This window comes from Cohaesibacter marisflavi (assembly GCF_900115225.1).
Classification (GTDB): Bacteria; Pseudomonadota; Alphaproteobacteria; order Rhizobiales; family Cohaesibacteraceae; genus Cohaesibacter; species Cohaesibacter marisflavi.
Window position 1 is genome coordinate 307578 of the sequence record NZ_FOVR01000003.1, and the last position, 14593, is coordinate 322170.

The following is a 14593-nucleotide window of genomic DNA, read 5'->3' on the forward strand; positions in this document are numbered from 1 at the left end:
CCCCCGGCAGATCACAAAGGACGGTTCATCACGCCCGGCCCCATCTTGACGATGGTGATGGCGTAGAAAATGAGCACCAGCGCTCCCAATGCGAAGGCAATGGCAACCGAGCGTTTGTGCTGACGCTTTTTCTGCTCTTCGGTCAGAGTGACCTTTTCGATGATTTCAGCCATGGGCTTTTTCCTTTGTTGTCTGGTTGCGGGTCTTGCTCTTTGTGAATTTATGAACAGCGCGCCTCAAATCATTGCGGGCAGCGCTTCAAGGCCAATAAGGCGCTCAAAGAGCAAGGTGGCATAAAGCAAAAACAGATAGAGAATGGAGAAACCGAACATCTGTCCGGCAGCCTTTCTGGCGGGGGTTCCCTCGCGAATGAAATAGACCCGCAGGGCAGCACCTACAAACAACAGCCCCAGCGCAATCGACAGGGCGCCATAAGCCACACCGGCAAAGCCGAGCAACGCGGGCATCACGCCGATGGGAGCCAAAAGCACCGAGTAGATAAGAATTTGCGAGCGCGTCACGGCTTCCCCTGCCACCACCGGCAGCATGGGCACCTTGGCGGCGCGATAGTCATCGCTCTTGATGAGAGCCAGCGCCCAGAAATGGGGCGGCGTCCACATGAAGATGATGAGGAACAGTGTGATAGACTCGATGCTGACGCTGCCGGTAACCGCAGCCCAGCCGATCATCGGCGGGAAGGCTCCTGCGGCACCACCAATGACGATATTCTGCGGCGTGGAGCGTTTCAGCCAGATGGTATAAACCACGGCATAAAAGAAAATGGTGAAGGCCAGCAGCCCACCGGCCAACCAGTTGACCAACAGGCCAAGGATCAGCACAGAGCCGAAAGACAGCGTCAGCCCGAAGCCGAGCGCTTCGCCCGGCGTGATGCGCCCTGCGGGGATGGGCCGGTTGGCCGTGCGCTTCATCACGGCATCGATATCGGCGTCATACCACATATTGAGCGCGCCGGATGCGCCACCGCCAATGGCAATGCACAGAATAGCGATGATACTTTCCAAAGGATGCAGGCTGCCGGGGGCCACCATGAGACCGACCAGAGCCGTGAAGATCACCAGAGACATGACCCGCGGTTTCATGAGGGCGATATAGTCGCGCACCTCCGCTCCGCTGAAATCGGCACCGAAATCAGTGCGGGTGATGGCGGTGGCGGTCAGGGCCTGTTTGCTCTCGGTCTGGTCCACTAGGGTCATGGTCTTTCTCCTGGATCTCTCCCGGACAGGTTTCAGCCTGCCTGCTTGTTCTGGGTCCTTTGATTTCTTTGTCTTCTTGGCTTTCTTACAACTTTTCTTCTTGCTTCTCGTCTTAGTGAGGTCTTGTCGATGAGCAAGCGGGGGGCGAGGCGCCAGGGTTCGACTAATCAAACCCTGGCTGCGGGCCTCCTCGCTGGCCTTTCTGCCCTAGCGAATGCGGGGCAATTCTTCCCATTGGTGGAATGGTGGTGGCGAAGACAGCTGCCATTCGAGCGTATCTGCCCCCTCACCCCATGGATTATCCTCGGCCTTGCGCTTTTTGGCGAAGGCTTCAAAGACGCAATAGAGGAAAATGACAACGCCAACGAAGGTGATGTAATAGCCATAGCTGGAGATCGCGTTCCAACCGGCATAGGCGTCCGGATAGTCGGCATAGCGGCGCGGCATGCCTTGCAAGCCGAGGAAATGCTGCGGCATGAAGACAAGGTTGACGCCAACAAACATCACCCAGAAATGCAGCTTGCCGAGGGTCTCGTTATACATGATGCCGAACATTTTCGGGAACCAGTAATACCAGGCCGCAAAGATCGCAAACACCGCACCCAGCGAGAGCACATAGTGGAAATGGGCCACCACATAATAGGTGTCATGCAGGGCCCGGTCGAGACCGGCATTGGCCAGCTGGACGCCCGTCACGCCTCCGATGGTGAAGAGGAAGATGAAGCCCACGGCCCACAACATCGGCGTGCGGAAGGAAATCGATCCGCCCCACATGGTGGCAATCCACGAGAAGATCTTGATGCCCGTGGGCACCGCAATGACCATGGTCGCGAACAGGAAGTAGGCCTGTGTGTCCACATCCAGCCCTACCGTATACATATGGTGCGCCCAGACGATAAAGCCGACAACACCAATGGCCACCATGGCATAGGCCATGCCCAGATAGCCGAAGATCGGCTTTTTTGAGAAAGTGGACACGATGTGCGAGATGATGCCAAAGCCCGGCAAGATCAGGATATACACTTCCGGATGGCCGAAGAACCAGAACAGATGCTGGTAGAGCACCGGATCGCCGCCACCGGCCGGATCAAAGAAGGATGTGCCGAAGTTACGGTCTGTCAGCAGCATGGTGATGGCACCGGCAAAGACCGGCAGGCTGAGAAGCAGCAGGAAGGCTGTGACCAGCACCGACCATGCAAACAGCGGCATCTTGTGCAGGGTCATACCCGGCGCGCGCATGTTGAAAATGGTGGTGATGAAGTTGATCGCACCCAGAATAGATGACGCGCCTGAGATATGCAGCGCGAAAATCGCCAGATCCATTGCCGGACCGGGATGGCCCAGTTTGCTGGAAAGCGGCGGATAGGCCGTCCAGCCACCACCAAAGCCGGTTCCGCCCGGAGGCCCTTCCACAAACAGCGAAATGATCAGCAGCAGGAAGGACGGCGGCAACAGCCAGAAGGAAATATTGTTCATGCGCGGGAAGGCCATATCCGGCGCGCCGATCATGATGGGCACGAACCAGTTGCCAAAGCCACCGATGAGCGCAGGCATCACCATGAAGAAGATCATGATCAAGCCATGGCCCGTGGTGAACACGTTGAACAGGTGCGGATCGGAGAAGAATTGCAGTCCCGGCTCCTGCAGTTCAAGCCGGATGCCGCCGGACAACAGCCCACCGATGATCCCTGCCATGATGGCAAAGATCAGATACATGGTGCCGATATCCTTGTGGTTGGTCGAATAGACCCAGCGTTTCCAGCCAGTTGGAATGGCATGCGCATCACCATGCGCATTTGGGGCAGTGGTTACAGACATTGCGTTTGCTCCCTTGTGCGTTGGCGCTATTGCGCGGCCAGTTTCAGGTTTGATTGCGGATAAAGATCGGCCCGAAGTGCCTTGTTGGCCTCGAAGACGTCGTCGGCTGCCGCGGCGAGCCAGTCTTGATACTGCTCCTCGCTGACCACGCGCACAGCCAGCGGCATGAAGGCGTGATCCTTGCCGCATAGCTCGGAGCATTGGCCATAATAGATGCCCTCCCGCTCGGCCTTGAACCATGTTTCATTGAGGCGACCGGGCACAGCATCCATCTTCACGCCCATAGATGGCATGGCGTAGGAATGGATCACATCGGCTGAGGTGATTTGCAGGCGCACCACCTTGTTCACGGGCACGACCATTTCGTTATCCACGGCCAGAAGGCGCGGCTCGTTGGTGCCTTTCTCCGTGCGTTCCTCATCGCTCAGCATGAGGGAGTCGAAGCTGACCCCTTCGAAATCGGGATATTCATAGCCCCAATACCACTGATATCCGGTCACCTTGACGGTAAGGTCGGCAGGCGGGACTTCCATCTGCTTATAGAGCAGGCGGAAAGACGGCACCGCCAGAACCATGAGAATGAGGATCGGAACAACCGTCCATGCCACTTCAAGCAAGGTGTTGTGCGAAGTCTTGGACGGGTTCGGATTGCTTTTGGCGTTGAACCGGATCATGACGATCGCCAGCAGAATGGCGACAAACAGAACGATCGGAATGACGATCCAGAAGGTAAAGCTACCGAACCAGTGCACATCTTCCATTACGGGAGAGGCCGCCGCTTGCAAGCTGGCACCCCAGCTGGTCGGCTGAGAAGCCTGCGCCGCTCCGTTTCCCGACAATATCCAAGCTGCAGCAACAGCAAGCAGTGCCAGACAATCCCGGCCCACTGCGATCAGATGTCTGCAGCTTTGGCTATCTGTGTTGATACCCTCTTTGGCAATCACCACGTTCGATCCTCCTCATGTCGATCCTCTTAACCGCCCTCTGCCCTAAAATGGCCAGATTGGCAGTGTGATCTGTCTACTCTTCCGAGTTTGAACGCGGTTTGCCCTTAAGCCTGTGGTCTCGCTTTTCTACCGTCAGTCTGAAACGGTGCGCTTCAACTGCGGTTTTAACCTGAGGCGTTTACAACTGCGTCAATCTGAAATTTGATACAGATCAAGTCTGCATCCATTCAGACACATGCGACCGTCTGTCGCAACCTCTGCACATAGTCCATTAGTGCGACATCCTGCCCCACTTGGCGAATTAAGCTTTATTATTCAAAAATATCCACATAAGGTTTTAGGCGTAGGGGCGCTTATTCGGCTAAATATCCCCAATATTTTATTGCCACAATTCCGGCTTAGAGCTGTCATTGAGTGCATTTCCAAGACATGGGTATGACGAATCAGGCAAATAGATTACTGATTGCGTTAACCCCAATTCAGGCCCCTAAGAGCGATAGTCATGGTGACATCTTCAATGACCCCAAAGCACGCCCCGGATCGTTTCTTCCCTAAGCTTCAGCATGGCGTTCTGCTTGTTGCAGCCCTTTTTATGGCATCTCTCATGGCCGTCGGCTTTTCGACCAGAGATGCAAATGCCCAAGGGGCTGTGCGTTCCCAGCATGGAGATTGGGAAATCCGCTGCGATACGCCTCCGGGTGCTCCGTCTGAGCAATGCGCTCTGATGCAATATGTCACCGCATCTGATCGCGACAATGTGGGCCTGACGGTGATCGTTCTCAAAACCGCTGACAAGTCGGCACGTATCCTCAGGGTTTTAACACCGCTTGGCGTGTTGCTGCCCCATGGCCTTGGCCTGCATGTGGACGATACCGATGTGGGCAACGCCGGTTTCGTGCGCTGCCTGCCACAGGGCTGCATCGCTGAAGTCATCATGGACGACAAATTGCTCCAGCTACTCGAGGGTGGCAAGATGGCAACCTTCATCGTCTTCCAGACGCCCGAAGAAGGCATCGGCATTCCCATCGAGCTCAATGGCTTCAAAGCAGGCTTTGAAGCGCTTAACTGATTGCCTCTCCGGGCCAGAATTTTCTAAGGCTTGGAGATCAGACTAAACGGTTTGCATGACACAGGACGCTCACAAGCAAAGATATGAGGGACGGTGCCTTTGTGGCAGCGTCTCTTTTGTTATTGAGGCCGTTTTTGATGGGTTCTTTCTGTGCCACTGCTCCCATTGCCGCAAGGGGTCTGGCTCGGCCCATGCATCCAATCTGTTCAGCAGCACAGCAACGCTCACATGGCTGAGCGGAGAAGAGCTGGTTTCGCACTATCAAATACCCAACAGCCGACATGCTCGCAACTTCTGCAAGCAATGTGGCTCTCCCCTTCCCCGTATCGTCAGGGCAAAAGATGACGAGGCGGAGACTGATGGTGGTTTGGTGGTCCCGGCGGGCTGTCTGGATACGCCATTGCCCCTGCTCCCGACCGCTCATATCTTCACGGGCTCACGCGCAGACTGGGATCATGAACTGGAAACAATTCCGCAGTTTGAAGATTTTCCGCGCTAAAGGCGGCGCAGTTCAACAAGCGGTGCGCTCAATGCAAGCGATGCACCGAGCCTGAGGATTGATCGCCACCCTCATTGCTCCCTCCTTCGATAACCCTTGCCGCACCGCGCCAGCGGTTGGCCAGCGCCCTGAAGCCGGATACTTCCACCATGCCCTGCGAACGAAAGCCCATCAGGGTGCGGATCTTTTCGGCTTCTTCCTCTGAGGGGAAAGCCCCAAAGGCGGGCAGGCTATCACCATTTTCCAGAACCGGATGGATCTCGATCACGGTTTCGTCGGTCGCCCAGTTGGGGCGGTGAAATTCCAGAATGGAAATATCGGTAAAGGGTGTCCGCTTGGCGCGACGACGAAACAGCCAATCGCGCGTGGTCTGGATCACCTGCTGGCTTTCAAGGTCGAGCCGCGTTTCCCGCGCCTCGCCCAGAATGGCCGAGAGCAGGAAGAACGCGCCCCCCACGCCCCCCATCAGGCCCAGAATGGTGTAGGGAATAAGCACCCAGCTGAAACTGTTCCATTGAGGCGCAACAAGCAAGGCATAGGGCAACAGCCAGAGCACGACACCGAACAGCCCAATCATCACGCGCACAGGCAGCGGATAATGGTTGCGGAAGAGGAAGGGATCATCCTTGACCTTGGTGCCGGTGTTGATGCCGCAGCTTTTCATCGTGCCTCCCTTGCCCGAGCGATGCTCTATTCAGGCAGCCTATCGCTCTATGCCATAATCCATCGGCGTCCGGATGGAGCGATGGAAGCGGAGTTTCTTGAGATACTCAATCGGATCTTTCGGCGTCACCTGCGCCCCTTCAGGCACGTTCAGCCAATCATATAGGCGCGTTAAGTGGAAGCGCAAGGCGGCCCCTCGCGCCAGAAGCGGCAGGGCGTTATATTCCTCAAGCGAGAGCGGACGCACAGACTGATAGCCCTTGAGCATGGCTCTGGCCTTGGTCACGTTGAACATGTCGTCCGGTTCAAAGCACCAGGCATTGAGACAAATCGCGATGTCATAGGCCAGAAGGTCGTTACAGGCAAAGTAGAAGTCGATGATGCCCGACAAGGCGCCGCGCAGGAAAAAGACATTGTCGACAAAGAGGTCTGCGTGAATGACCCCTTTGGGCAGATCCTTGGGCCAGTGAGCCTCAAAATATTCCAGTTCCTTCTCGATTTCGTTCTGAAGCCCTTTTTGCACTTCATCGGCGCGGTTGGCGCACATGGCAAAGAGCGGGCGCCAGCCACCGACGGACAAGGCATTGGCCCGTTCGATTTCGAAGCCCTCACCGGCCTTGTGCAACTGGGCCATGGCAACGCCAAGCTGCTCGCACTGCTCGACAGAGGGGCGACGCACCCACATACCATCAAGGAAAGTGACCATGGCAGCAGGGCGTCCGGCCAGATGGCCAAGGGCCTTGCCCTCACGATTTTTAAGAGGCGTCGGGCAATTGAAACCACGCTCGGACAGATGCTCCATCAGCCCCAGAAAAAAGGGTAGATCGGACGGGTTCACCCGCTTTTCATAAAGCGTGAGAATATAGGGGCCGGTTTCGGTCTGCACGAGGAAGTTCGAGTTTTCGACGCCCTCCGCGATGCCCTTGTAGGATGTGAGCGCGCCGACATTGTAGCTGTCGACAAATGCGCTCAATTCTTCATCGCTGACTTCCGTATAGACCGCCATATCGGTCCCCTTTCAACTTGTCTTCTCTATTGTCTTTTCTTTGACCACCAGGCCCTTGGCCCGGCTTCGCCATGTCAGTTTACCTGCTCGGCCTATCTCACCGGCTCCGCTCTGGGGCCTTCTTCCAGCACACCGGCGGCAATCGCTGCTTCGCGCAATTCGCGCGGGATGTTGAAGACCATGTCTTCATTGGCGATCCTGATCACTTCCACAGACACTTCATAGCGCTCAGAGAAGGCATCAATCACTTCTTCCACCAGAATTTCAGGCGCAGATGCTCCGGCCGTGATGGCCACCGAAGAAATATCGCCAAGACTATCCCAATCGATGTCGGCGGCGCGTTGCAGTAGCAGAGATTGCCGACAGCCGGCCCGTTCGCCCACTTCGCGCAGGCGTTTGGAGTTTGAGCTGTTGGGCGCGCCCACCACGATCATCACATCGGCACGCGGAGCAACTGTCTTGACCGCTTCCTGCCGGTTGGTGGTGGCGTAGCAGATGTCATCCTTGTTCGGCCCCTGAATGTTGGGGAAGCGCGCCTTCAGCGCTTCAACGATGCCTGCGGTATCATCGACCGAGAGGGTCGTCTGGGTGATCCATGCCAGATTGTCCGGATCCTTTGGCTCAAGGCTTGCGACATCCTCGACAGTTTCAATCAGCTTGACCACATTGTCAGCCAACTGGCCCATGGTACCGATCACCTCAGGGTGTCCGGCATGGCCGATGAGCACAACCTCATGACCGCGCCTGTCATGCAACATGGCTTCCTTATGCACCTTGGAGACCAGCGGACAGGTGGCATCGAGATAAAAGAAATTGTTCGCCTTTGCCGCTGCGGGCACCGACTTGGGCACACCATGGGCCGAGAAGATGACCGGCTGTTCGGTCTGGGGGATTTCGTCCAGCTCTTCCACAAACACGGCGCCTTTGGCCTTCAGGCTCTCAACGACATATTTGTTATGGACGATCTCGTGACGCACATAGACGGGGGCCCCGAAGGTCTGGAGCGCCAGATCCACGATCTGGATTGCCCGGTCGACACCGGCGCAAAAGCCACGCGGTGCACATAGCAGAATTTCCAGGGGCGGTTTCGTCTCGCTCATACTGTCCTTACCTTCGATGTGTTTGCATTCAAATCGATATGGGCTCTAAGGGATATGAAGAGTGTGTACCGACCGATGTCAAGGCACGATGAATTGGAAAATCCGATCCAAAGCCATTTCTTGGCAAAAGTTGATGGAAAATTCAGTCCCGATCAGGCAAGAAAATGCTGAATCGAGGTAATTTGGCAGCTTGGATGAATTGCAAAAGCCAGATTGCCGGTTATTATTCGCATTGGCCGTATTTTTGCTGTAAGTCTGGGCCAAATAGGGCACGGGTTGGCTTGAGTCGCACATGGTGATCGCCTTTTCCGAGCTTGATGTGACGCGTAAAGAAAGAGTGGATGATGTCGGTGTCTTTTTCCAATATCTGCAAACTGGCCGCCATGAGCGCCTTGGGGCTGGCGCTATCGGGCTGTGCAAGCGGACCGGGCGGCTTGAAAATGCCAAGCTTTGGCAGCAGCAATTCTGATGCGCCACAGGCCGCATCGACAGCCCCTGCCGCATCGGGCGTAACGTCCAGCGCACGGGATGTTGCCAATGCAGGCACCATCGTGGACAGTACGACCAATCTCATTCTCAACAACGCCAAGAAGATCAACGGCTATTGCCCGTCGGTGAGCATTCTGGGCGATACCAACGTTTATCAGAATTATGCAAGGGGCGGCGAAGGCAACCCCAATATGCTGATCCATCAGGCCAACATCACCCAAACCGCGCGCGAATGCACCGACATGGGCGCGGAGATGTATATCAAGGTCGGCGTCGCCGGTCGTGTGTTGGGCGGGCCGAAGTCCGGCGAGAAGGACAAGGCGGTTCTGCCGTTGCGTATTGTCGTCAAGCAGAAAGACAATGTGCTCTATTCAAAGCTGCACAAGGTGCCTGTAATGCTTGCGCCGCCGGATCGTTCGGGCCTGTTTGCCAAGGTAGATGAAGCGATTGCCATTCCCATGCCGCAAGAGCGAAATGTGCAAATTCTGGTCGGCTTCGATTCCGGTAATAAATAAGCAGACTAATGGATGCGCATAGCCTTGGCGATGCGCGTTCTACGATGCTTCGGTAGGGTTATGTCTCCGGCATCGTCTTTTTCAGCTCTTCGATGAAGCCGGGCACGGCGCGCGGGTCAACAGAGGCCTCGCGCACCAGTCTATCAAAATGACTGGTCAACGAGCTGACGCGTGCGCTTTCCCGAAAGGCGATGTAAAACTCTCCGATATAGACCACAGCCAGCTTCGGGCCGAAGATGGAAACCGGAGCGCTGTAGATCTGGCGCGCGTCAAAGAGAAAGAGCCGCAGGCGCGGATACAACTCCTCGCACATGCGCGCAATGAAGCACAGCTGCTCTAGCCGCACCTCCCGGGACAAACCTGCATAATAGGCGCTTCCCGCCGCCAAGGCTCTCAGCTCATGCTGCGGCATGGCGATTTCATAATCCGACTGCCCTGACCTGAGCCACGAAAACAGCTCCTGCATCGCTTCGATGGCCAAGGCGGAAGCATGATCAAACGCGCTTGCATATTCCCATTTCAGCATCGCCTCGGTCTTCAACATATCGGGCAAAGTGGCGGGCACATGGCGCAATTTGTAACCGGCGGCTTCCTTGTGCCAGTCCAGTATCTGTGCATCCGCAGCACTGCGTTCTGCCGGACTGAGAGCAAAGCTGGACGCCAGCACATCGCCGGGGCGCTCTGGCCGATCTGTCAACCCGAGCAGCCAATCTGTGCTGACGCCCAACGCAGTCGCGGCATCGGCAGCCAACTGCGCATTGGGTAGGCGGGCAAGATCAGGCTTGAGCAATTGCCCGATGGTGGAACGATCCACATGGGTTGCACGGGCCAGCGCGCTGCGCGACATGCCACACAGATCCATCGCCGCCAGCAGGCGCTCGCGGAACAGGGTCGCCCGGTCTCGTCTGTCCATTTCCTTCCCCATTGGTGACTTTTATCTGCAAAATGCATTTTATGCAGCAAAAGCACCGAATGTCCAATCTTCCTTTGACAAGGTAGAAAGGGTTATGGCGCTTCGCGCTCTTACTATTCAATTTTGACTTGATTTCAATCGGTTGGCGCGTGATACGCCTCACCGCAAGGCGTTGCTTTGCCTCATCAGGCGTTGCGACCCCGCGCCCTATTCATGGGACATATTTAAGGAGAGACGGATGGATACAAGAACAAGAACCATTGCCAAGGCTGTGAGCTGGCAGATCCTCGGGCTCTTTTCCATGACCCTCGTGGGCTATCTGTTCACCCGCTCCTTTGCCGCGAGTGGCGGCATTGCCCTCGCCTCGGCGCTGACCAGCTTTGTCTTTTATTGCTTCCACGAGCGGGTATGGTCGCGGGTGCGTTGGGGGCGCATTTACGAGCAGAGCTCGAGAGGCCTGTAACCCCTTCTATAAACGCCCCTCCCCGAAGAAAGCGTCTGCTTTAGGCTTCGTCCGGATCGGCATCTTCGGCAACAGCGGCCTTGATGCGAGTGACGATCTCTTCAGCCGCTGCGGAGCTTTCGAAAATGCCAGCATGGAGCAGAACACCACCATTCACATCCATCATTTCAATCTCCGCTTCGTCGCTGCCTGGGGTCCGGCCCTTCTCCCCTGCCGGATGAACATGAAAATCGGAAATGCGGACAAATGGGACGATGAACGGACGAGAACGCCCCAGAATGGAAGCCGATGTCTGGCGCATCTGGCGCTTTTCAAAATCAAAATCGATTTGCCGTGACCAGCCCATGATGCCCTGCGAGGCAAAGGTCCAGCCGAAACCGAAGGCCGTGAAGGCCACAATCAGCACCGCCATAAAGAGATAGGCATTCTCGCCATCAAAAGAAAAGCCGAAGATCACATAGAGCGCCAACAGCAGCAGAACGATACCAACCACCGCCTTGATTGCGCGGGTCGTGCCTGCAATATGATTTCTGATCGTGGTGATGTGCGGATTGTCCTTGCGCATGAGCCTTGGGGTCTCTCTGATTATAGTTGACTATAGACCACATAAAGACTGTATAGCGAGAGCGTGGTCAAGCCGCAAAAAACGGCAAAGGAGCCAAGATCTTTCGCCTGACGGGCAAATTCCGCGAAATCATTGGTGAGATGATCCACCAGAACTTCCACAGCCGTGTTGAGAGCCTCCAGCGCAATGGTTAGCAGGAACAGGAATGTCAGAATGGCAAACTGCTCCGGCGTGGCACCGACAAGACCATAGATCACCAGCAAGACTACAAAAAAGATGCATTCGGCTTGCGCTGCTGTTTCATGAAACAGCCTTATACAGCCAGCGTAGGAATATTGCGCGGCTTTCATGACATGCAGGAAATGCTTCATTGGGTGCTTGCTCTCATCTTGATCTGCGGGCTTTCGATGCGACGGTTTCTGCGCATGGCACTTGGGTGCTCAGGCTCGGGCAATGTTTCACTTGATTGGTGTGACAGAGAGATGACGCCTCCCTGTCAGCATGGGCCGGATGGCAGTAAAAAGCCGGGGATAGAGCCCTCTTCAATCCAATAAAGCAGCCAAATCGTGTAAACACAATTCAATACACTTGGAAATTGCCACCCCAACCACCCCGTCGCGTGAGGGATTCGCCATGAAACGCGCGTTATGTTCTGTATGGTCTGGCCTATGCCTCCTGCTCGCTGCTTGTGCCAACGGAGGGCAAACTGGCATGGTTGAGGATGTCACCTCCATTACCGACGTGCGTCATGTGGAGCTTGACGGACAGGCCTATCGCATCATGGAAAATAGCGAAAAACACACCATCACAACAACGCCGCCCCTTGGCACTGCCTTCAAGGGCGGGCTGATCAACGGGCTGGCGCTGGGCATGGCCAACGTGTTGACGGGCAAGGCGCAGCATTACAAGGCGGCACGGAAATATCTTGATGAAACGGACCGGGCCGAGTGCTCGATCAAGAGCGGCTTTCTGGTGGTCGAGCCGCGCTATCGTTTCCTTTATGTATGCCCGCAAGAAGAAGAAAAGTCAGGCGCAACCGGTATTGGGCGTCAAAGCTGACCACGAAGGATCGTTTGACACTCAGCTACGCGAAAAGAGCCGTTCAATGTCGCTCAGCTTCAATTCCACATAGGTGGGGCGGCCATGGTTGCATTGGCCGGAATGCGGCGTGGCTTCCATTTCGCGCAAAAGGGCATCCATTTCTTCCGCGCGCAATCGGCGACCAGAACGGACAGAGCCATGACAGGCCATGGTGGCGGCCACATGCAGGATTTTCTCTTCCACGCGGGACGTCTTGTCCCATTCAGCCAGATCATCGGCGATATCACGCACCAAGCGCTCTATGTTGGGCTTGCCCAGAATGGCAGGAGTTTCGCGCACGGCAACGGCTCCCGGTCCGAAACTTTCCAGTGTCAGACCGAGACGTTCTAACTCTTCTGTCGCCCCCAGAAGGCGCTCGACATCATCTTCTTCCATTTCCACCACATGGGGAATGAGCATCCCCTGCCGGGCGATGCCCTTTGCGGCAAGGGATGCCTTGAGTTTTTCATAGACCAGACGCTCATGCGCGGCATGCTGGTCGACGATGACGAGGCCATCCTCTGTCTGGGCGATGATGTAATTCTCGTGGATCTGCGCCCGCGCTGCGCCCAAGGGTCTGCCAAGGGCGGCAGGATCGGGGAGGCTATCGTTGGCGCGGGCATCGGCCGAAGGGGTAGAAACATCGGCCATCCGTCCTTGCATCTCGGGCATCCCAGACATTAAAGGCGTGCTTTGGGCCAGCGAGGATTGAGCAGGCGGCGCGGTGAAGCCATCCTGTGGTCGCTCCTGCAGTTCCTGCAAGGGCGCCCCCTCTTCGCTCTCGGACGAGGGCTGCTCTTGGGTTGCTGTCTGTGGCGCATAGACGCTCTGGCGCCAATCCCAGTTGAGTGGTTTGGCAGGTTGGTAGGATGACACTGGCCGATTGGCAGGTGAGGAAGCACTCACGCCTTGTCCTCCACCAGAAAGCACAGCGTTGCCTGCTTCTGTTGCCCGCACACCATCGGGACGCAACGCGGCCAGCGTAGCCGAGCCGCCGGTGTTGGTTGCCCTGTGGCCTGCGGCGGCAATTGCCTGACGGATGGCTCCAACCACCAGGCCGCGAATATGCCCTGCATCGCGGAAGCGCACATCTGCCTTGGTGGGATGCACATTGACGTCGACCTCATGGGGATCAAGGTCGATAAACAGCACCACACAAGGGTGGCGGCCACCGAAAAGATAGTCCGCATAAGCGCCGCGGATGGCCCCCAGCATCATCTTGTCGCGCACTGGGCGGCCATTGACAAAGACAAACTGCTGCAGGCTGTTGGCACGGTTCAGTGTCGGCAGGCCAGCAAATCCCGTCAGGCGGACGGTGTCGCGCAGGGCGTCGATCTCCACCGCATTGTCGCGGAAGGCCTTGCCCATCACCTGCCCCATACGCACCAGATGGGCATCGGGACCGTTGACATTGGCGTAATCCAGCCGTGAGCGGTCTTCACCTGTCAGCGTAAAGCGCACCTTGGGGTTGGCCATGGCAATGCGCTTGATGACTTCGGAAATGGCCATATTCTCGGCGCGGTCACTCTTGAGAAATTTCAGCCTTGCTGGGGTCGAGAAGAACAGATCCTTCACATCGATCCGCGTTCCGATATTGAGTGCTGCAGGCTTGAGCGCCCTCTCGCGCCCTCCTTCCACGGCAATCTCCCAGGCGTGGGATTCTGAAGCATGACGCGAGGTGATCCCCAGCCGGGCAATGGAGCCGATGGAAGGCAGCGCTTCACCACGGAAGCCCAGATGCCGAATATCCATCAAATCATCCGGGTCCAGCTTGGATGTGCAATGCCGCCGGACAGCCAATTGCAAATCATCCCGGGTCATGCCGAGCCCATTGTCCACCACGCGAATGAGATTCTTGCCACCACCGGCGGTGATGATCTCGATCCGGTCGGCCTGCGCATCGATGGCATTTTCCACCAGTTCCTTGACGACGCTGGCCGGCCGCTCAACCACTTCGCCTGCGGCGATCTTGTTGATGGTGGCTTCGTCCAGCTGTTTGATAATGGTGGAACTGTCACTCATAAAGGGTCACACATGTTGTAGAGAGCGGGCATCAGAATCAGTGCCCCTGTTTCCTTAAGCGCGGAGGATGCCACAGACGGCCGAGCGCTTCAAACGGCTTTCCCTCTCGCTGGTTTTGGCGCAATTCCTTGAGGAATTTTTCCTTCTTTTCCGCATCTTGCCGATTAGGCATTGCAGCTATGCATACCAAGCCGACGAGCTGTGCACATCTGGGAAAATATAATAAAAAC

At 56.3% G+C, this 14593-nt stretch carries 16 protein-coding genes; 5 read left to right on the forward strand and 11 right to left on the reverse strand.

Annotation, left to right across the window (positions count from 1 at the left end; genetic code table 11):
• Positions 1–11 precede the first annotated feature (11 nt).
• The 4 genes from BM258_RS24440 to coxB form a co-directional block, all read right to left on the reverse strand.
• Complete coding sequence (locus tag BM258_RS24440; RefSeq protein ID WP_175527992.1) at positions 12–173, reverse strand: hypothetical protein; 162 nt, start codon at positions 171–173, stop codon at positions 12–14.
• Between the two features lie 63 nt (positions 174–236).
• Positions 237–1214, reverse strand: a complete 978-nt coding sequence (locus BM258_RS08140; protein WP_090070960.1) for a heme o synthase — start codon at positions 1212–1214, stop codon at positions 237–239.
• A gap of 207 nt (positions 1215–1421) precedes the next feature.
• Positions 1422–3032, reverse strand: coding sequence for a cytochrome c oxidase subunit I (gene ctaD, locus BM258_RS08145; RefSeq protein WP_090070962.1), 1611 nt, complete (start codon positions 3030–3032; stop codon positions 1422–1424).
• Between the two features lie 26 nt (positions 3033–3058).
• Positions 3059–3919: a cytochrome c oxidase subunit II gene (gene coxB / locus BM258_RS08150; protein WP_407062708.1), complete on the reverse strand. Its 861-nt coding sequence runs from the start codon at positions 3917–3919 to the stop codon at positions 3059–3061.
• A gap of 652 nt (positions 3920–4571) precedes the next feature.
• Here coxB and BM258_RS08155 point away from each other — a divergent pair.
• Together BM258_RS08155 and BM258_RS08160 are read left to right on the forward strand one after the other, a co-directional pair.
• Complete coding sequence (locus tag BM258_RS08155; RefSeq protein ID WP_244544652.1) at positions 4572–5048, forward strand: invasion associated locus B family protein; 477 nt, start codon at positions 4572–4574, stop codon at positions 5046–5048.
• Between the two features lie 55 nt (positions 5049–5103).
• Positions 5104–5547, forward strand: coding sequence for a GFA family protein (locus BM258_RS08160; protein ID WP_090070966.1), 444 nt, complete (start codon positions 5104–5106; stop codon positions 5545–5547).
• A 28-nt stretch (positions 5548–5575) separates the two neighbouring features.
• Here BM258_RS08160 and BM258_RS08165 read toward each other — a convergent pair whose 3' ends face one another.
• The 3 genes from BM258_RS08165 to ispH form a co-directional block, all read right to left on the reverse strand.
• Positions 5576–6211 carry a hypothetical protein gene (locus BM258_RS08165; protein WP_090070968.1) on the reverse strand — a complete coding sequence of 212 codons (636 nt, stop codon included), beginning with the start codon at positions 6209–6211 and terminating at the stop codon, positions 5576–5578.
• 39 nt (positions 6212–6250) lie between these two features.
• The gene (locus BM258_RS08170) at positions 6251–7216 is read right to left on the reverse strand and encodes a homoserine kinase (protein WP_090070970.1); all 966 of its coding nucleotides are present in this window, start codon (positions 7214–7216) and stop codon (positions 6251–6253) included.
• A 92-nt stretch (positions 7217–7308) separates the two neighbouring features.
• Positions 7309–8316: a 4-hydroxy-3-methylbut-2-enyl diphosphate reductase gene (ispH, locus tag BM258_RS08175; protein ID WP_090070972.1), complete on the reverse strand. Its 1008-nt coding sequence runs from the start codon at positions 8314–8316 to the stop codon at positions 7309–7311.
• Positions 8317–8666: 350 nt separating this feature from the next.
• Here ispH and BM258_RS08185 point away from each other — a divergent pair, with 350 nt between their 5' ends.
• Positions 8667–9320, forward strand: a complete 654-nt coding sequence (locus BM258_RS08185; protein ID WP_139229236.1) for a hypothetical protein — start codon at positions 8667–8669, stop codon at positions 9318–9320.
• 58 nt (positions 9321–9378) lie between these two features.
• Here the strand turns inward: BM258_RS08185 and BM258_RS08190 are convergent, their stop codons facing one another.
• Positions 9379–10233, reverse strand: a complete 855-nt coding sequence (locus BM258_RS08190) for a helix-turn-helix domain-containing protein (RefSeq protein WP_090071312.1) — start codon at positions 10231–10233, stop codon at positions 9379–9381.
• A gap of 238 nt (positions 10234–10471) precedes the next feature.
• Here BM258_RS08190 and BM258_RS08195 point away from each other — a divergent pair, with 238 nt between their 5' ends.
• The gene (locus tag BM258_RS08195) at positions 10472–10696 is read left to right on the forward strand and encodes a DUF2061 domain-containing protein (protein ID WP_090070978.1); all 225 of its coding nucleotides are present in this window, start codon (positions 10472–10474) and stop codon (positions 10694–10696) included.
• A gap of 40 nt (positions 10697–10736) precedes the next feature.
• Here the strand turns inward: BM258_RS08195 and BM258_RS08200 are convergent, their stop codons facing one another.
• Positions 10737–11261, reverse strand: a complete 525-nt coding sequence (locus BM258_RS08200; RefSeq protein ID WP_090070980.1) for a hypothetical protein — start codon at positions 11259–11261, stop codon at positions 10737–10739.
• A 20-nt stretch (positions 11262–11281) separates the two neighbouring features.
• Entirely contained in the window at positions 11282–11632 is a 351-nt protein-coding gene (locus tag BM258_RS08205) for a diacylglycerol kinase (protein WP_090070982.1), read from the reverse strand.
• Between the two features lie 340 nt (positions 11633–11972).
• On the opposite strand from BM258_RS08205, the gene BM258_RS08210 reads away from it, so the two are divergent.
• Positions 11973–12320: a hypothetical protein gene (locus BM258_RS08210; RefSeq protein WP_090070984.1), complete on the forward strand. Its 348-nt coding sequence runs from the start codon at positions 11973–11975 to the stop codon at positions 12318–12320.
• A 21-nt stretch (positions 12321–12341) separates the two neighbouring features.
• Here BM258_RS08210 and mutL read toward each other — a convergent pair whose 3' ends face one another.
• Positions 12342–14363, reverse strand: a complete 2022-nt coding sequence (mutL, locus tag BM258_RS08215) for a DNA mismatch repair endonuclease MutL (protein ID WP_090070986.1) — start codon at positions 14361–14363, stop codon at positions 12342–12344.
• Positions 14364–14593: the final 230 nt, after the last annotated feature.